Annotated in this window: 14 protein-coding genes; 2 read left to right on the forward strand and 12 right to left on the reverse strand. The window is 51.5% G+C overall.

What is annotated here, in order from left to right; all coding sequences use genetic code 11:
* Positions 1-20: 20 nt before the first annotated feature.
* The 8 genes from nth to NI000_RS07370 all read right to left on the reverse strand — a co-directional run bounded on the left by nth (position 21) and on the right by NI000_RS07370 (position 10,489).
* Positions 21-728, reverse strand: a complete 708-nt coding sequence (gene nth / locus NI000_RS07335) for an endonuclease III (protein WP_054977631.1) — start codon at positions 726-728, stop codon at positions 21-23.
* 169 nt (positions 729-897) lie between these two features.
* The gene (locus NI000_RS07340) at positions 898-3,651 is read right to left on the reverse strand and encodes an S-layer homology domain-containing protein (RefSeq protein ID WP_253409151.1); all 2,754 of its coding nucleotides are present in this window, start codon (positions 3,649-3,651) and stop codon (positions 898-900) included.
* Between the two features lie 44 nt (positions 3,652-3,695).
* The gene (locus tag NI000_RS07345; protein ID WP_253409153.1) at positions 3,696-4,304 is read right to left on the reverse strand and encodes a GerMN domain-containing protein; all 609 of its coding nucleotides are present in this window, start codon (positions 4,302-4,304) and stop codon (positions 3,696-3,698) included.
* 13 nt (positions 4,305-4,317) lie between these two features.
* A complete protein-coding gene (locus NI000_RS07350) occupies positions 4,318-6,192 on the reverse strand; it encodes an N-acetylmuramoyl-L-alanine amidase family protein (RefSeq protein ID WP_253409155.1) in 1,875 nt (624 codons plus the stop codon).
* Positions 6,193-6,409: 217 nt separating this feature from the next.
* Positions 6,410-7,909: an AAA family ATPase gene (locus NI000_RS07355; protein ID WP_253409157.1), complete on the reverse strand. Its 1,500-nt coding sequence runs from the start codon at positions 7,907-7,909 to the stop codon at positions 6,410-6,412.
* Positions 7,902-8,435 carry a hypothetical protein gene (locus NI000_RS07360; RefSeq protein WP_253409159.1) on the reverse strand — a complete coding sequence of 178 codons (534 nt, stop codon included), beginning with the start codon at positions 8,433-8,435 and terminating at the stop codon, positions 7,902-7,904. Before NI000_RS07360 ends, NI000_RS07355 begins: the two co-directional genes overlap by 8 nt.
* 263 nt (positions 8,436-8,698) lie before the next feature.
* A complete protein-coding gene (locus tag NI000_RS07365; protein ID WP_253409161.1) occupies positions 8,699-9,193 on the reverse strand; it encodes a cell wall elongation regulator TseB-like domain-containing protein in 495 nt (164 codons plus the stop codon).
* 36 nt (positions 9,194-9,229) lie between these two features.
* Positions 9,230-10,489, reverse strand: coding sequence for an amidohydrolase (locus NI000_RS07370; protein WP_301292396.1), 1,260 nt, complete (start codon positions 10,487-10,489; stop codon positions 9,230-9,232).
* A gap of 315 nt (positions 10,490-10,804) precedes the next feature.
* Here NI000_RS07370 and NI000_RS07375 point away from each other — a divergent pair, with 315 nt between their 5' ends.
* Positions 10,805-11,425, forward strand: a complete 621-nt coding sequence (locus NI000_RS07375) for a DUF47 domain-containing protein (RefSeq protein WP_054977637.1) — start codon at positions 10,805-10,807, stop codon at positions 11,423-11,425.
* Between the two features lie 57 nt (positions 11,426-11,482).
* Positions 11,483-12,484: an inorganic phosphate transporter gene (locus NI000_RS07380; protein WP_253409165.1), complete on the forward strand. Its 1,002-nt coding sequence runs from the start codon at positions 11,483-11,485 to the stop codon at positions 12,482-12,484.
* A gap of 87 nt (positions 12,485-12,571) precedes the next feature.
* Here the strand turns inward: NI000_RS07380 and NI000_RS07385 are convergent, their stop codons facing one another.
* The 4 genes from NI000_RS07385 to panD form a co-directional block, all read right to left on the reverse strand.
* Positions 12,572-13,192 (reverse strand): redox-sensing transcriptional repressor Rex, encoded by a 621-nt coding sequence (locus NI000_RS07385; RefSeq protein ID WP_054977639.1) that lies wholly within the window; start codon positions 13,190-13,192, stop codon positions 12,572-12,574.
* On the reverse strand, positions 13,189-16,041 hold the full coding sequence (gene dinG, locus NI000_RS07390; protein ID WP_253409167.1) for an ATP-dependent DNA helicase DinG: 2,853 nt from the start codon (positions 16,039-16,041) through the stop codon (positions 13,189-13,191). The genes NI000_RS07385 and dinG overlap by 4 nt, the downstream gene beginning before the upstream one ends.
* Positions 16,042-16,154: 113 nt before the next feature.
* Complete coding sequence (locus tag NI000_RS07395; RefSeq protein ID WP_253409169.1) at positions 16,155-16,802, reverse strand: tetratricopeptide repeat protein; 648 nt, start codon at positions 16,800-16,802, stop codon at positions 16,155-16,157.
* A gap of 117 nt (positions 16,803-16,919) precedes the next feature.
* Positions 16,920-17,303 carry an aspartate 1-decarboxylase gene (gene panD / locus NI000_RS07400; RefSeq protein WP_253409171.1) on the reverse strand — a complete coding sequence of 128 codons (384 nt, stop codon included), beginning with the start codon at positions 17,301-17,303 and terminating at the stop codon, positions 16,920-16,922.
* Position 17,304 lies beyond the last annotated feature (1 nt).

Consider the following 17,304-nt stretch of genomic DNA (forward strand, 5'->3'; position numbering starts at 1 on the left):
TCTAATCCTATCCTTTCGTATTACGCTTCTTTAGTTTTTGCAGCTTTGACAGCTGCTTTCGCTTTTGGTATAGGCTTCCTATTCGAGTTCGATTTCATTCGTTTTTTACCTTCTCGGCAAAGATCGATCAGCGGGCAAACCTCGCATTTGGGGTTTTGCGCTTTACAGTGATAGCGTCCGAAAAAAATAAGCCGGTGATGCGTCTGCGTCCATTCTTCGCGCGGCACCCGTTTCATCAGCTTTTTTTCCACTTCGAGCACCGAATCGTTAACCCCGGCAAGCCCGAGCCGTTTGGATACCCGTTCCACATGCGTATCGACGGCAATAGCAGGCACGTCGAAAGCATTGGAAACGACGACATTCGCCGTTTTGCGTCCAACGCCCGGCAATTCCACCAGCTTCTCGTGTTCACGGGGAACTTCCCCGTTATACTTGTCCAAAAGCATTGCGCACAAAGCCTGAATATTCTTGGCTTTGTTCCGGAACAAACCGATCCGCCGAATATCCTGTTCCAGTTCTTCGAGCGGCACGGCCAAATAGTCTTCCGGCCTCTTGTACTTCTGAAACAACGTGGCGGTAACTTTGTTGACCGTCTCGTCCGTACATTGGGCCGACAACAGGACGGCGATCGTCAACTCGAACGCATTCGAGTGGTTTAGCTCGCAATGGGCATCCGGGAACATTTCGGCAATCGTATCCAGTATGGTTCTCGCTTGCGACTGATTCATGCTCCCTGTCCTTTCTTTCGCCTGTTTCTTACAGTTTACCGAAACACAGCAGTCGAATCAATGACTAATGCCGACAAAATGCGAACTTTTTACGAAAAAACCGCCTATGCAGCGAGAAGTTCTCACTACACAGACGGCTCAAACCGGATAAAAGTTTCAAATAAACCGATTAGGGCTTTTCAATTTCGAAAATTTTATCGTCGATCACGTAAACCATCACTTCTTCATTCTCCATAAACGTACTTGGCGCTACCGTTTGGGTGCCTTTGTGCAAATACGCTTTAGCGAATAAATTGTACGATGTCTTGTCGTTATTCGCCGTCGGCTTCAGAAGCAATTGATTCAGCACCGTATCGTAAGAGGATACCGTCCGCTTTGTTGCGGTCGCCACTTGAATGATCGCCTTGTCTTTCGCGTCCCGGATAATCTCCACCCGGTCATTTTGCTTGATCGTATTCAACGCGGCGGACGTATTGGCGTTCTGCCTGATGGTGAATTGCTGGCCGACCGTGATTACCTGGATGTTGCCTTGGAAGTCCTGAACGGTCAATGTGCCTGCCGCTACGTCCACATTCGTTACTTTGCCGCGCACCGAATTGAGCAATTGTAGATTGTCGAGCTTGGTACCGCTAAAGCTGGCTTTGACATACTCGTCGATCAAAATATCCGAGAAGGCATGGGATTGCTTGCCCGGGTTAATGATTTGATCGTTGTTTTCCACTTTAAACGTTAACTGAGAGCCTGTCTCGTCCTTCGCAGTGACTTGGTTCGTGCTGGAGTTGGTGACCAGCACTTTGTACACGCCCGTTTTCTTGGCCATCAGGTTTGTTACGAAATCCTGATTCCCTGTGAGCGTCAAACGAATCGCATCGCCGACTTTCAGGTCCGAAATGGTGCCGTTCGTTTTGTTAAACATTTCCACTGGTGCGCCAAAATTGACTTTGAACGTTAAGTTCTGCCCTCCGGCGGTACGGATAGTCAAGTCGTTTGTAATATTGCTCGTATTGATTTGAGCGATCGTGCCTTCCACATTCATTGTCGTTTCGATCTGCACGATTTTATCTTTGGACACTTTCAGGTCCACTCTTTTCTTGTCGTTGCCGCTGCCTATGAACGTGCTCTGGAAATTTGATTGCTGTATCGGACCGCCCATAAAGCGGATGGTCGTATTATCCGTCAGCCGATATGCCCCTACTCCGTCGCTCTCGGTGCTGATCGTCACCACTTTGGAATTGGCGTCATAACTAAGGATCGTCGCATAGATGAATTGCTTGACCGAACGGCTGGTAACGGAAATTTTAACGATTTTATCGTTTACCAGATCCATCTTCAACTGATCGCCGGATTCGATGTCGAACAAGCTTGGATTCGTCAACCCGTCAATCGTTATAATCGCATTGTCAGCGATATGATAGGCTCCGAGCGAGCCGCCTGCTTTATTAATCGTCAAGATCCGTTTGTCGCTGCTTAAGCTTGCCATCGTTCCTTCGACAGATTGGCTAAAATCAGCCGGCTTCTTCACGGAAACGACTTGAAGCTCGTTCGCTTTCACCTCGTAGCTGACCGCGTCGCCGACGCGCAGCTTCGAGAGGTCCGCCGTCGTGCCGTCCTGCAGCTTCACGACCGTACGCGCAGTGAGCGTAAACGATTCGTTCTGCCCAGTCCCCTGCTCCAAGAATGTCACTTGGTTTGAATCTTTGTTCAGACTGAGCACCGTACCTTCGGACGTTTTGCTGACCGGCGTCTGCTTAAGTACGATTTGCGAAATTTTCGATTCTTTGAGCAGCGTATTCCGCTTCAATTCGACGATGCTTCCCGGCGACAAAGAGCTCAAGCTCAGGCCGCGGCCGTCTTTATCCGTCACCGTGACGGTCGGGAACAAATCGTACAGCTCGTTCTTTCCGTTCCGCTGAATCGAGGCCATCATCCGGTCGGTGAATATTTCTGCCAGCGTTCCTTCGTAGGTTTCCATCTTCTGTTGATCGTTGGTGAGTTCTATGTACAGCGCCGCGCCTTGATTTTGCACCAGATACACTTCGTTCGTGAGCTTAATGTTGGACAGCGAAATCCGGCTGTCATCTTTGCCGCTATAGAGGGCGGTATCGGAAGACAGCGTATATTCCGTCGTTTGCCCATTGGCATTCAGCACGCTTATTTTGCGGTCCGTCATCTCCATCACATATCCGGTAACAACCCGGGAGGAGCGGGAGGTCGCTTCTTTATCCGCGCGGCTTAGGAACGTTGCCATTTGGGCGCGGGTCACTTTATCCTTCGGCTTGAAGCTGTTATCCTCAAAGCCTTGTACGATCTTGAGCGATACCGCCGCGTTGATATAACCGGCCGCCCACGACGAGAAATTCTTGCTGTCCGTAAATGACGAAGAGGATTGCGCCTGCTGATTGGCCAGCTCCTGTTTGCCGATGGCGCGGATGACCAGCTTGGCTACCCATTCGCGGGATGCTTCCTTAGCTCCCCAAGCCGTTTTGGCGTTTGTGCCGTCTGCAGTTTCCTCTTGAATATTAATTAAGCCGCGATCGATCGCGTAGGCGACATACGGCTTGAAGAAATTGTCTACAGCGAAAGGCAGCGCTGTTCCTGCCTTGCTCTTCGCTACCTCCGATTCAAGGCCCATAAACCGCAGTGCCATAACGATGACTTCCTGCTGAGATACGGATTTTTCTGGACCATATTCCCCTTTTTCATATCCTTCAATCACCCCGAGAGAAGCCAGCTTGGTGACATGCTTGATCGCCCAGTGCTGGTCCCCGACGTCGGTAAAGCGCTGGGAGTTGACGGAGCTTCCCGTCGAAATATTGCTTTTAGTTTCAGCCGCGGCGGCAAAGACCGGGCTTCCGAACGCCAGCGACAGCGCCAAAACAGCTGCCGCCAGTCTGCGTGCTTGTCTGGAATTGATGCTTTTCATGAAATAGCTCCTCTCGATCGACTTATGTCAGTTCATGATGTGCGTTAACTTTGGCTGCGTTTGATCGGATGCGGCAGATCCATATGTCCCATCAAGCTCTCGACCTGCTTTCCGTCAACCAGCACTTCAATGGATTTGACTTCGGAAAACTGGAACATCGTCTTCTGCAGCGCATCCAATAGCATTTCTTCCCCGCCGGAACCCAGCCTTCCGTCCTCTGCAATGGACACGTCAAGGTTCAGTTGGCCGTCTTTCAACGCGACGCTTTTGTACGTAAATCCTTTAAATAATGGAATGGTATTGTCGTCAGGGCTTTTCTTCAACTGGTTAAGTGCGGCCAAATATTTGTCCTGATCTTGCTTGATGCTGATCGTCACATCTTTTGGAACCAGTTTCTCAAGCTGGGCATCGCTGTAATACACTTTGATCTTGAGCTCTTTCTTTTCCGGGTCCTGCTTCGGGGTGGATGTCTCCGGCGGAGTCGTCGGAGTTGTCGTCTTGTCTCCGCCCGTCCCGGGCTGCGCAGTCTGTCCGCTCTTGGAGGGCGGTGTTTCTGCGGTGCCTTGTAACGGCGCTTTGCTTGTTCCGCAGCCTGCCAGCAGCAGAGCCGCGATTGCCGCAGCAGCCATTCCTTTTTGCCATGTCTTGTGCATCGTCACCCACTCCTTACTCGAGATTCAACTGCTTCTTGATGGCAGTCACGATGGATGCGGCGACCTTGCTTTGAAAAGCATCCTGATACATCAGTTCCTCTTCCGATCGATTCGTCAAGAAGCCGATCTCCAGCAGTACGGCCGGCATCGTTGAGTTCCTAATGACAACAAAACGTTCCTGCTTCACTTTGCGGTCCGGAAAACCGGTAGCCTCGACCAGATACTTATGCATCAACTTGGCAAAATCGAGACTTTGCTCCGTCCAATAATACGTTTCAGTCCCGCCGACGGTTTCTTTTCCTGCGGAATTGGCATGAATCGAGACGAACAAATCGGCGTCGGCGTTATTCGCAAGGTTCGGGCGTTCTTCCAGTTCGATGAACGTATCGTTCGAGCGGGTCATCGTCACTTCGATCTTCGGTTCCTTCTCCAGCAGTGCCGCCACCTTCTGGCCGAGCGATAGAACGAAATCCTTCTCGTATCGCTTATTCAGCGAGCTGGCGCCGTTATCCTTGCCACCATGTCCAGGATCTATGAAGACACGGTAGCGGGTTTTACCGAAAGATATTTTCCCGGTAATTTCCCCGTTTTGCTGCACGGAGGCTAAGCGAAGCTCCCCCTTCTGCGGCAAATCTAATACCATTCTAACGATAGACGCCTCTTTTGAAAATAGCGAATAACGAATTTGTGTGACAAATTCGCTCTTATCCGGCAAAGTTCCTTCGCCTTGCGGATTGAGCTTGGCCATGAGCGCCGGGTCAAGCTGCGCGTTGGGCAGGTCCAGAACGATCCGGTCCGGATTGGCCAAACGGAATATACTCGGCTTTCTGGCGCAATCCGACGTTTTGATGGTCAACGTATCGCCTTGCAGCGAAATCGACTGTACGGTAACCAAGCCGTTCGTTGCCTTTTTATCGCCAGCCGTTTCCGGCTTGCCCGCGGCCGGCGGCTGCATCCCGCTCGTTGTCTGCTGGGCCCCGCTTCCCGGCTGTTCCGTTCCGTTTGCCGACCCTTGCACAGCTCCGTTTGAAGCTTGAGCGCTGCCAGCCACCGTTTGCGTGTTACCGTTCGCCGGCTGGGCCGTTTGCGTACCGCCGTTTGCTGCCTGCTGGCTTCCTGCGGCCGCTGTTGCGCCGGCGCTCGTCGACTGCATGCCCCCGGCTGTGGGGATGCAGGCCAGCATCTGCCCGGAGCCGCCTTTCGCCGGCGATGTCCCTCCCGCTGGCGAGGTTCCTCCAGGCAACGGCGAAGTGCCGTTGTCCTTCCCAGCTTTCTTTTCGCTGTCCGGCTTATCCCCTGCCTTCACCGTATTGTCCGGCTCGAACGAGGAAGCGGGCTTGCCATCGGCCGGCACACTGCCGGGTTCTTTTACGTCAGGCTTATCCGTTTTCGAAGGAGTCTTATCGTCTTTGCTCTTTTCCGGCGTAGACAAATTAACCGCTTGGTTACGTTCGTCCCAAGATACTTTTACCCCTAACTGCTCGCTTACGAATCGTACAGGCAGCATCGTATTTCCTTCGATGATCGTGGGCGCCGCCTCAAGCTGAAACGATTTTCCGCCTGCTGTTGCATTCTTTTTGTCAATAAACAACTGTATATTGGTTTCATCTTTGACTACCGTAACCTTTCGCTGCTTCTCGTCCCATGTAACCTTGGAGCCGAGTTCTTCTGCAATGATACGAACGGGCACGATGACACTCCCGTCCACGTTGCGCGGAGCAACTTCCGGCGCGAGCTTTTTTCCATTTAAAACCAATTGAACTGGCGGCGCGGGCGGCTTAGACGACTTCGGCGTAGGTGACTTGGACGGAGCGGCAGCCGAGCTTACGGCCGGCAGCAACAGGAGCGACGCGATCGATAGGGTGAACCAAGCCGTTAAAAATTTCATTTTGCACCTCAAAATCTTGTAATTTTTTTGCTTTATGTAGAAAGCTGGAAGTGATTGCGACTTCCAGCCGATAAAAAGAATACCGTGGCGAAAACTACCAATATATTAGACTAAATTCTATCAAAAAAGTTGCACGTTCGGCAAATTTCGTAGAATTCACGAGGAAATACGAAAAAACCGAAGGCTTGTCGCCTTCGGCTTCGGTTCTCAATGATTTTCAGGCAATTTGAACTTGCGACGATTGCTTGAGAAGTTCGCGGAACTGGTCTCCGGAAAGCACTTCTTCGGCAATCAAAATGTCAAGCGATTGTTCGAATACGGTTCTGTGGCTTTCCAGCATGCGCCGGGTCGCCTCCGTCAACTCTTCCAAAATCGCGGCATTTTCCTTCATAAGCTCCTGCTTCGTGACCATCTCGCGGTCAATGATGCCGAGCCTTGTAAGCCCCGAATCCATCATCGTACGCACCATATTCAGCGCCTGCTCGAAATCGTTGCGCGAGCCAGTGCTTCGCCCGCCGTAGAACATTTCCTCCGCAACGGCACCGCCTAGTGCGACCATAATCTGCTGCTCGATCTCCGCTTTCGTATACAAATACTGATCCTGCTGCGGATTATGACGCACAAAACCGAGCGCTTTCCCGCGAGGGCTGAGCGAAACTTGAGATACGGAGCCCGGACGCACCAGCTCGGCGGCAATAGCATGTCCAAGCTCATGAAGCGCGACGCGTTCCCGCTCTTCTTTATTCGCTTCGCGGTCCGTCTTCTCGCCGAGCATGACCTTATCGACGGCCAGCGACAAGTGCTGCTGTCCGATCACATCCGATTCGTCCCGCATAGCATAAATCGCCGCTTCGTTCATTACGCTTTCCAGCTGTGCGCCGGAGAAATGGAACGTTTCCCGCGCGACGGCATCCAGGTCAATCCCTTCGGCCAACGGCTTATTTTTGGCATGGATATTCAAAATATGCAGACGGCCCTTCTTGTCCGGCAAATCGACTTCGATATGACGGTCAAACCGTCCCGGGCGCAGTAGCGCGCCGTCCAGCATTTCCTTGCGGTTCGTGGCCGCTATGATCAATACGCGAGGCGTATCGCTCGTATGAATCCCGTCCATTTCGGTGAGCAGCTGGTTTAGCGTCTGGTCATACTCCCGGTGCTGACCGCCGTCCCGTTTACCGCCGATCACGTCGATCTCGTCGATAAATACAATTGCGCTCTCCTTGTTCTCTTTCGCAGCGCGCGAGCGGGCTTCCTTGAACAAGTCGCGGATGCGGCTCGCCCCGACACCGACATACATTTCGACGAACTCACTGCCGGATGCCGCCAGAAACACAGAGTTCGTGTAATGCGCAGCGGCTTTTGCCATCAGCGTTTTCCCGGTTCCTGGAGGACCCGTCAGCAGAATGCCCTTTAACGGACGAATGCCGAGCTTCTTAATATCGTCGTAACGGATCAGAAAATCAAGCGCCTCTTTCAACTCGCCCTTTGCCCGATCCTGTCCGCCGATATCGTCGAACGTCAGGAAGCCCGGCGTTTTGCCGCGCGATTTGCGCTCCGAGCCTACGTTCAGCCCCCCGCGGGCGCGGGCCATATACAAAAAGGTACCCAAGATCGCGGCCATAAATACGATAGGAAACAGATTAACTCCGATATAAAGCAAGAAAATAACAAGAACCGGGATAAAACCGAGCAAAATCTCTTTACCGTACTTACTCATTCGGCCACACCCCCAGTTTGGCAGGGGTTCTCGGCAGCATGACATATTTGCTTGTCGTACCGTCCGATAGCGTAACATACACGTATTTATCGTCCATCTCGGTGGACGCTTTTATCCCCTCGCCGCCCTGAGCCTGCAGCGTTTTCGGGATTTGCGCATACTGCTTCGTTTCCATGGCCTGAGCCACCTCGAACAAAGCGGAAGACCACCATTGCTCCAACTTCGGTGACGGATCGTTCACGACTTTGAGCTTCAATTCCTTGGTGCCAAGCGTCGAACGACCATCGGTTTGGATCTTGCTATATACTTCACGCAGGTTCGTACCCGGTGCGAGTTTCAATTCCATCCGGGCATCCGGCCCGCTTAAATCCATAGAAACCAGCTCAACTCCGGAAATGCCGGAGACGACCTTCTGCAGCGGACTTTCCATCGCCAATGTCCGGTAAGCAAAATAACCGCCGAACAGCAGCGTTGCCGACACAAGAACACTCAATACGACAGGCAAGAGACGTAACTTCATATTCATCAGCTATACGTCCCCCTTTCTATAAATTCATGTGAAAAAGCTTCCGACGAAGTTTCCCATCTATACGTTTTAGCCATACCGTAAGTATATCATATCGTATATACGAATGTTGATGCAATGTGTGGCAATTGAATGAATCGCGGTGTGCGCCCTACTGTTCTTTGGACTCCGCTTGCAAGCGAACCATAAAGAACAGCCGCGGAAGATGCCGCTTCGTTCGGCGTTTCCCGCGGCAGGTTTCGGCGTTTGATCGCCGGATCGTGCTACTGAATGGTCAAACGCAGCGTATCGATCGGTTGGCCGTCCTTAAAAGCGTAATAATCGTAAAAGTGCTGTTCCAGCTTGCCCTCCGGCTCCAGCTTATAGAATACTTCCCAGACCAACTGGCCGCTGCGGATTCCCGGCGTCGTCCGGAGCACCTTCGCATCCGGATGCGCCGTTTTCACTTTCGCTTCAGCCTGCGCCGCATCGATTCCTGCACTGCCCATTTCCGTATGGATCTCGTCTTGGCCAACCCATACGTACACCGGCTGGCCGATTTTATCTTCCCCGGTGATGACCGTATAAGTCTTCTCTGCAACGAATCGCTCGACCTTAACGGCTTTGACCAATATCGTCTTCTCGTAAGCGGTAAGGACGGCAGCGCGCTGCTCCGTCCATTCCTTATCCATAATAAAGTTAAAAGCCATGCTCATCCCGGTCACAATCACAACTGCCGCGGCCCCGGCAATGATCGTGATCTTCCATGCTTTGCGCACCAGCGGCCTCCTTTCTGCCTAGTCGTGTTGAGACGCTTATAGTGCCGTCAAACGCTCGAAGCTTTGCTGCGCCTCGAATTTGACCTTCTCTTCATCCATGGTCAGACATTCGCCTTTTCGGACGACCCAACGTCCGTCGATGCAGACGTCCGTCACATCTTTGGATACAGCGGAATAAACGACGTGCGAGATGAAATTCGTCCGCGGGTAGAAATGCGGCTGATCGATATCAAGCGCGATAAAGTCCGCCTTCATTCCTTGCTGAAGAGCTCCAACGTCGTTTAGCCAGATCGAACGGGCGCCGTCGAGCGTACCAAGCTTTAAAGCCTCCGAAGCGGATACTGCTACCGGATCGCCGGATACGCCTTTATGAATCAGGGCGGCCAGCCGCACCTCTTCGAGCATGTCCAGATTGTTATTGCTAGCGGCTCCGTCCGTTCCCAAGGACACGAGTACCCCTGCTTTGAGCAGCTCCGGTACACGGGCTACGCCGCTAGCCAGCTTCAGGTTGCTGCCGGGGTTGTGCGAAATACGCACGTCATACCGTTTCAGCACTTCGATCTCTTCGTCTGTCAAGTGTACGCCATGAGCTACGAGAGTCGGACGGGAAAATACGCCGAGCTTCTCCAGATGCGCTACCGGACGCAATCCGTATTGATCGACGTTTTCCTGCACTTCCCTGGCCGTCTCCGACATGTGGGTGTGGATCGGCAAATTCAAGTCGTGAGCCGCCTGCACAATACGCTCAATATAATCCGGAGGGCAGGTGTAAGGAGAATGCGGCGACATCATGGTCGTGATGCGGCCGTCCGCTTGACCGTGCCAATTTTTTGCAAAAGCAATCGCCTCGGCCAGCTTAGCGTCCTGTACTTCCCGCGGACACAGCCCGATTACTCCGCGCGTAAGGCAGGCGCGGATACCGCTCTCAACCGCCGCATTCGCGACTTCATTCATATGATCGTACATATCGACGAAGGTCGTCGTTCCGCCTTTCAGCATTTCCAGCACGGACAAACGGGTGCCTGCACGTACATCCTGCGCCGTGAACTTGCCTTCCATCGGCCACATTTTCTCCTGAAGCCAGACTTGAAGGGCCATATCATCGCCGTAACCGCGAAGCAGCGACATCGCGGCATGCCCGTGCGTATTGACGAGCCCCGGCATGAACAGCTTGCCTGAGCCGTCGATACGCTCGTCGTATGAACCCGCAGGAAGCGGCGCCTGTTCTCCGATATATGTAATGCGGTTTCCTTCAATGACCATGCACCCCTGGATGATAGGTGCCTCTTCATTCATCGTTAGAAACGTTCCGTTTTCAATAATTGTTTTCTTCACCGGACACAATCCCCTCCCAAATATAAATACAATCTCGTTTTCAATGTACACCCTGCGGAGCACAAAAATCAAGCTAACTATACCCTCCGGGGGTAATGCGCTTACATAGCAAAAGATTTATGAACATATGGTAAATTGGATAAACTAAGAATTGCATTCCGTTGTTTGATTATGTTATTTTTAATTTTGTGTGAATTGGCGCGTTTTTTCTACATATTTCTTTCTTTTAATTTTAATTTCTTGTAAATCTTCAATTACTTGGGAGGCCAAAACTGTATGTTGTTTACAAAAAAGAATGACACCGATTTTCTGCTGCTGCTCATTAAAGCGTCGGAAAATACGCTTGACGCCGCGCAGATGTTTCGGAACGCCGTCATGGGTAGCGAGCCGCCGGCTACGTTTTACCCGCAGCTGAAAGAACTCGAAAACAAAGGAGACCAAATCACACACCAAATCTTCAAAGGATTGAACAAAGTGTTCATCACGCCACTGGACCGCGAAGATATTATGGAGCTGGCTTCCAAAGTGGATGACGTGCTCGACGGGATCGAAGCCACAATCGCTCGTTTCGATTATTTGAACATAACCGCATCGGATAAATATATGAAGGAATTTTCTGCCGTGCTCGTTGCAAGCTGTCAGCATATTCTGGACGCTTTCAAGCTGCTGTCCAAGAAAAAATATATGCAAATTACCGAGCATACCGTACAGATCAACAGCTTGGAAAATGAAGCCGACCGCCTCATGAGAGAAGGCATTCGCGAAATTTTCACCCACCCTAAAGATCCATATCACGATTTTAAATTAAAAGAACTTTACGAGCGCCTGGAGCAAACGACCGACGCATGCGAAGACGTAGCCAACATTTTGGATAGCGTAGTCCTGCGGTATTCTTAACAGGACCGTTTTACGATTCGGAACATGGGTACGACTCAGCCTGCCTAGGAGGAAACTATGTTAACCACTATTATTATCATCGTAGCTCTGGCGCTCCTCTTCGACTTTATTAACGGTTTCCATGATACGGCCAACGCCATCGCTACATCGATTTCAACCCGGGCATTATCGCCCCGTTTTGCCGTATTTTTTGCCGCGATACTGAACTTCATCGGTGCGGTCTTTTCCTCGGAGGTCGCCAAAACGGTCGGAGGTAAGGTCGCCAATCCCGCTACGATCGACAACGGCGTATATATCGTTATTGCAGCGCTGTTGTCCGCCATTATCTGGAACTTGCTGACTTGGTATTATGGCATTCCTTCGTCTTCCTCTCATACGCTGATCGGTTCTCTCGCCGGGGCGGTCATTGCGGGAGCGGGAGTCGGGGCGCTCAATTGGTCCGGATTTAAAGAAATTGTACTGATTCTTGTCCTTTCGCCGATTATCGCTTTCGCAACGGGCTTCGTCGTCATGTGGATCATCCGCAAGCTTATCTTGGTTAGCGGCAACCAATCCCGTTCGAAGATGAATCGTACCTTCAAGAGCTTCCAAGTGCTTTCAGCAGGCCTTCTGTCTTTCTCCCACGGAGGTAACGACGCGCAAAAAGCGATGGGGATTATCGTCTTCGGTCTCGTTGCATTAGGATATCAAAATAATTTGGATGTGCCGATGTGGGTTAAAATAGCAGCTGCGACGGCCATGGGACTTGGAACCTCCATCGGCGGCTGGAGAATTATCAAGACGATGAGCAAAAAGCTGCTGAAAATCGAACCGATCAACGGCTTCGCCTCGGATTTGAACTCGTCTATCGTTATTCAGATATCTACGCATCTTGGCATGCCGCTCTCGACGACGCATGTCATCTCGTCTTCCATTATCGGAACGGGTTCCGTGATGCGGTTTCACGATGTGAAATGGGGGACGGTTACCCGCATGGTCATGACGTGGGTAATTACGATTCCGATCAGTATGGTTCTTGCTTTTATCATTTATAAAATTTTGTTCGCGCTCGTTGCGTAAGAACGGACAGGCCCGGGCAAACCGGCAAAAAAAAGGATAGAGCTTCAGAACACCGTTCTGTCAGCTCTATCCTTTTCTCATGTTCGGCTAATCCAAATAATAAGCCAAGCTTTGCAGCTCCGTCGTAAAATCGGCATGATGCACCCGCATTTCAGCCGGCACTTTAATAATCATCGGTGCAAAGTTCAAAATCGCCTCGACACCGGCGTCCACAAACTGATTTGCAACCTGCTGCGCCTCTGCCGCAGGGACGGTAATAATCCCGATGCGCACCTTCAGCTCTTGGATAGTCGCCTTCATTTCGCTCGTCGGCTTGACCTTCAAATTGTTGATCGTATCCCCGATCTTCGATTCGTGCGAATCGAAAACGGCTACGATTTTCATATTATCCTTCAGATAGGCATTATAATTGCATAAGGCGCGGCCCAGATTTCCCGCACCTACCAGCGCTACGGGGATGATTTTATCGAGCTTTAAAATTTGACGGATTTTTTCGATCAAATAGTCGACGTCGTAGCCGATTCCCTTCTTGCCAAATTCCCCGAAGTAGGCCAGATCTTTACGGATTTGCGCCGGATTCAAATCCAGCTTTTGTCCCAGATCCTGAGAGGATACCGTCTGTACGTTCTTTTTGCTGAGTTCGTTCAAAAACCGGAGGTACACCGGAAGCCGGCGCACGACGGCCTCGGAAATTTTCATCGTCTTCATGCTTGGTTCTCACCCATCCACTGCTTTATTCTTGGTACGAGCTGGTTCGAATTCATATGCTCGATTTTTGGGCCCGGCAGCGAATACAAGAAATATTTCCCGTAATTCGTGTCGATTACCCGGGTATCGTATATGATGACGATGCCTTTATCCGTAGCCGTTCGCACCAGCCTGCCGAAGCCTTGCTTGAACCTGATAACCGCCTGCGGTACCGACAGCTTCATAAACGGATTCTGGTTTCGCTGCTTGATCATCTCCGTCTTCGCTTCGATCAACGGATGGTTCGGCGGTTGAAACGGCAGCCTGACGATTGCCAGACAGCTAAGCGCATTTCCGGGAATATCGACGCCCTCCCAAAAACTGCTTGTACCCAGCAGAACGCAATTCGGACTATTCTGAAACAGCCTTGTCAGCTTGCTCCGGTTGCTGCTGTCCACGCCTTGGCCCAGTACGCCGATCCCGAACGGGCTCAACATCTCTTTCAACGCGCCATGAACCAGCTTCAGCATCCGATTGGACGTAAACAATACCAGCATCCGGCCTCTTGTTTCCAACGCCACCTCGGCAAGCGACGGCACGAGCCGGTCAACGAACTCCTTCTCGCCGCTGGCTCCGCGCAGCGTAGGGAAATCCCGGGGAATGGCCACTAGCGCTTGCTCGCGGTAATTAAACGGCGACGGAAGCTGAACGGTTTTCAGTTTGCCGTCCGCCCCGTTTTCTCGCAAGCCCAGTTGGTCGCACGTATAATCGAACGATTTGCCGACGGATAATGTGGCCGAAGTAAGGATGACACTATCCTTCGGCCCGAAGAAATGCTGCTTCAGCATCTCGCTGACGTCAATCGGCACGCAGAACAGCTGGAGCGACCGGTTTCTGCTGTAGGTCCCTGCTTCAAGCCAATAGACATAGTTCGCATCCGGCATCGTCATGAAGAAATGAAGCGAATCCCTGTGCCGGTACAGCTCCTTGACGGTGCCGCTGAGGTCCGTTATCAAGCTTTGGACATCGTATTCGTCCTGCACTTCTTTGATCTCCGAGATCAGCTTGTCGAGAGGCTTAAGGGATTCCCCGAAGTTAAGCTGCATGTTCTCTTCGAGCACTTCCAGCTTATCCCAACCCGTAGGTAGCGAGTCTTTTTTGACCCGATAGACAAGGCCGTTCCCTTCCGATTGGGACGGGTCGCTTCGCGAAGCCAGAAGCTGGTACAGCAGCTCCGTCATCTGATCCCATTCTTCCTTCAATTGCAGAAGCTTCTCGACAACCCGGTCAATCGTTATGCACCAGCCTTGAGCACGTTCGTCCTCGAACCGCTGCAGCCGAATCCGCAGATTGGACAACTGTCCCGAACGCGCATCTTTATAAAGCCAGAGGAGCGTGTTAGACAAACCGTGATAGTGCAGCTCGATCCCGAGATGCTTGCCGGCCACTTCCTCGAAGTGATGAGCTTCGTCGATAACCAAATGCTTGTATCCCGGCAGCAGCCGGTTTTCCGCTTTCATATCGGTGAACAGCAGCGAGTGGTTGGTAATGATAACATCTGCGGTGTTCGCTTCGTGACGGGCGCGATGATAGAAGCATTTTTTAAACCACGGGCAAGCGCGGTTCAAACAAGAATCCGTATCGCTTTCCACCGATTGCCAAAACTGTTTTCCTTTATTGGCGAAATGAAGCTCCTCTTCATCCCCATGCTTCGTTTCTCCCAACCAGACAAGCATCTGCCCGGCCGTAATCCGGTCTTCCTTGCCGTGCTCGAAGTCGAGCATATTCATTTTGTGCTCGAATTTACGCAGGCACAAGTAGTGGCTCCGCCCCTTCAGAACGGCCGCCCGGAAGCCTACCGGGAACAGCTCGTGCAGCAGCGGCACGTCCCGTTCTCTGAGCTGCTCTTGCAGATTAATGGTATGCGTGCTGATCAGCACTTTCTTGTCCTGCTTAAGCCCGTAGTACAACGAAGGAATCAAGTAACCGAGCGACTTTCCCGTCCCTGTGCCGGCTTCAATCATCAGATGCTTGCCGTCTTCGAAGGCCGTCTCCACCTCGCTGAGCATTTGCACCTGGGACTCTCTGTCCTCGTAAGCGGCAAACCGCTGCTGGAGCTCTTGCTTAAGCTGATCGTAGAATGCAGGAAATTCGTCCGGCAGCCGCAGGACATCTTCCTCCTCCCGCACCGGCTCTTCTTCTCCCCATTCTCCTACGTTCAAGGCAAATTGCCGGAAATAACGATCCATATCCGGATCAAGCGGCTGGTGAAGCTCTTTGTATTGCCGCATTTCGCTCACAAACCAGCCGAAATCTCCCGCCGAATCGGCAAATATCAGCTCCAGCCTTTGCAGAGTTAGCAGCGGAAGCGACTGAAACCGTTCCATGCAACGGAGCCAGATCATCGCGGTGACCTCGGCATCGCTGTCCGCCTGATGCGGTCGCTCATGTTCGATACCGAAGGCGTGGCAAACCATCGAAAGCTGCAGGCTCGATAAGCCGGGAAACAAGACGCGCAGCGCATCCATCGTATCCAATACGCGTCCGTCGAACGGGAAGTAACCGTTCTCGTCCAACGCCCGCTGCAGAAAAGCAAGGTCAAAAGTAATATTATGACCAACCAGGACCGCGTCTTGGAGGAGAGGAACCATCTCGGCAATAACCTCTTCCATCGCGGGAGCATCCTTTACCATCTCGTCGTCGATTCCGGTAAGCGTTGTAATTGAAGAAGGTATACTTATGCCCGGATTGACGAGAGAAGTATACCTGTCGGTCATTTCATGGTCGTTTATAAGAAAGAGCCCGACTTGGATAATGCGATCCGTCGCCGTGCTCCCCGTCGTTTCAAAATCCAATACTGCAAATTTCATCGGAGTCGTGTCAATCCCTTCATTCCCACTCTTCTCATAAGCATACCAATACTGAGGGAAAAAGGGAATAGCAAACTTACCCTTTTTACAAAAAAACAGGAACGAACATTCGGTTAATCCGATGGCCGAGACATGTCGAACACAAACTGAAGCCCGCCCTTTTTCTCGCAGCAAACACCCAAATCGAGCAAAGGCTGAACGCTGGAAGGATCGGTCCGGTAAGCCATATTGAACAATTCGCACGCTTTGTCCATATTGTGCAGCTGAGCTTGTATGCATCCCATGGCATTAAAGGAAATCGCTTTGAGCTGCATGTTTTCGGTCAGCCGGGATAAAAATTGAAAATGCAGGTAGCTTTCTCCGGCTTCCCCTTTGCGCAAGTAAGACATGGCCAAATAAATACGCGCCAAATTGAAATCGGGCTGGAGCCGGATCAGCTCGTCGAATTCGGCGATCGCCTGGTCGAACATATGGAGCTTGTAATAGCCTTGTCCCCGGATAAACAAATCGGTTCGTTTGCCTGAAAATTCGGGATCAAGCGGATCGGCTCCAATTCCGTTCAATGAAATACCGGCAATGCTTATCAGCTTGCTCCATTTCTCTTCGAACTGCAGCCATTCTTCAATGCAGGCGTCGCTCATCGCTTTCAGAGCCCGCAGCTTTTCCTGCAGCTCCCTGCGTGCGGCGCCTTGGGAGGACGGGTATTGCGATATGACTTCATCCAGCATTTCGTTCATGGAAGCAAAAAGATGTTTAAACATCGGTCGTATCCCACCTTTGCTTCGTTTCCCACAGCAGCTTTAAACGTCTTCGCCGCGGCTGTGGCCCGCTGTGATCGTATCTACATTGTGCGTCTACCCGTCCGGTTTCATTCTCGTTTAAAGGACCGTGGAATGAATTTCTTCCTTCAATACGCCGACGACTTGATTGTTCTCGCCCATAATGGCAATGCTCGGGGTATGCTTGCGGGCTTCTTCGTCCGATAACATGACATACGATAAAATAATGACAATATCTCCGGGGTGCACCATTCTGGCCGCAGCACCGTTCAAGCAGACGACTCCCGAGCCCCGCGGTCCGGGAATAATATAGGTCTCAAATCTGGCGCCGTTGTTATTATTGACGATTTGGACTTTTTCGTTAGGCAGCATATCGACCAGATCCAACAAATCCTGATCGATCGTAATGCTCCCGACATAGTTTAAATTGGCTTCCGTTACGGTCGCACGGTGAATTTTCGATTTTAACATGTTACGAAACATG

It is taken from the genome of Paenibacillus tyrphae, from assembly GCF_024158745.1.
In the GTDB taxonomy this organism is placed as follows: Bacteria; Bacillota; Bacilli; order Paenibacillales; family NBRC-103111; genus Paenibacillus_G; species Paenibacillus_G tyrfis_A.

Coding starts and splice junctions, on each gene's coding strand:
- panD (WP_253409171.1), bottom strand. CDS start 17,303: ATGTTTCGTAACATGTTAAAATCGAAAATTCACCGTGCGACCGTAACG.
- NI000_RS07355 (WP_253409157.1), bottom strand. CDS start 7,909: ATGAGTAAGTACGGTAAAGAGATTTTGCTCGGTTTTATCCCGGTTCTT.
- NI000_RS07385 (WP_054977639.1), bottom strand. CDS start 13,192: ATGAAGACGATGAAAATTTCCGAGGCCGTCGTGCGCCGGCTTCCGGTG.
- NI000_RS07350 (WP_253409155.1), bottom strand. CDS start 6,192: ATGAAATTTTTAACGGCTTGGTTCACCCTATCGATCGCGTCGCTCCTG.
- NI000_RS07340 (WP_253409151.1), bottom strand. CDS start 3,651: ATGAAAAGCATCAATTCCAGACAAGCACGCAGACTGGCGGCAGCTGTT.
- NI000_RS07345 (WP_253409153.1), bottom strand. CDS start 4,304: ATGCACAAGACATGGCAAAAAGGAATGGCTGCTGCGGCAATCGCGGCT.
- NI000_RS07360 (WP_253409159.1), bottom strand. CDS start 8,435: ATGAATATGAAGTTACGTCTCTTGCCTGTCGTATTGAGTGTTCTTGTG.
- NI000_RS07395 (WP_253409169.1), bottom strand. CDS start 16,802: ATGTTTAAACATCTTTTTGCTTCCATGAACGAAATGCTGGATGAAGTC.
- NI000_RS07370 (WP_301292396.1), bottom strand. CDS start 10,489: ATGAATGAAGAGGCACCTATCATCCAGGGGTGCATGGTCATTGAAGGA.
- dinG (WP_253409167.1), bottom strand. CDS start 16,041: ATGAAATTTGCAGTATTGGATTTTGAAACGACGGGGAGCACGGCGACG.
- NI000_RS07380 (WP_253409165.1), top strand. CDS start 11,483: ATGTTAACCACTATTATTATCATCGTAGCTCTGGCGCTCCTCTTCGAC.
- NI000_RS07375 (WP_054977637.1), top strand. CDS start 10,805: ATGTTGTTTACAAAAAAGAATGACACCGATTTTCTGCTGCTGCTCATT.
- nth (WP_054977631.1), bottom strand. CDS start 728: ATGAATCAGTCGCAAGCGAGAACCATACTGGATACGATTGCCGAAATG.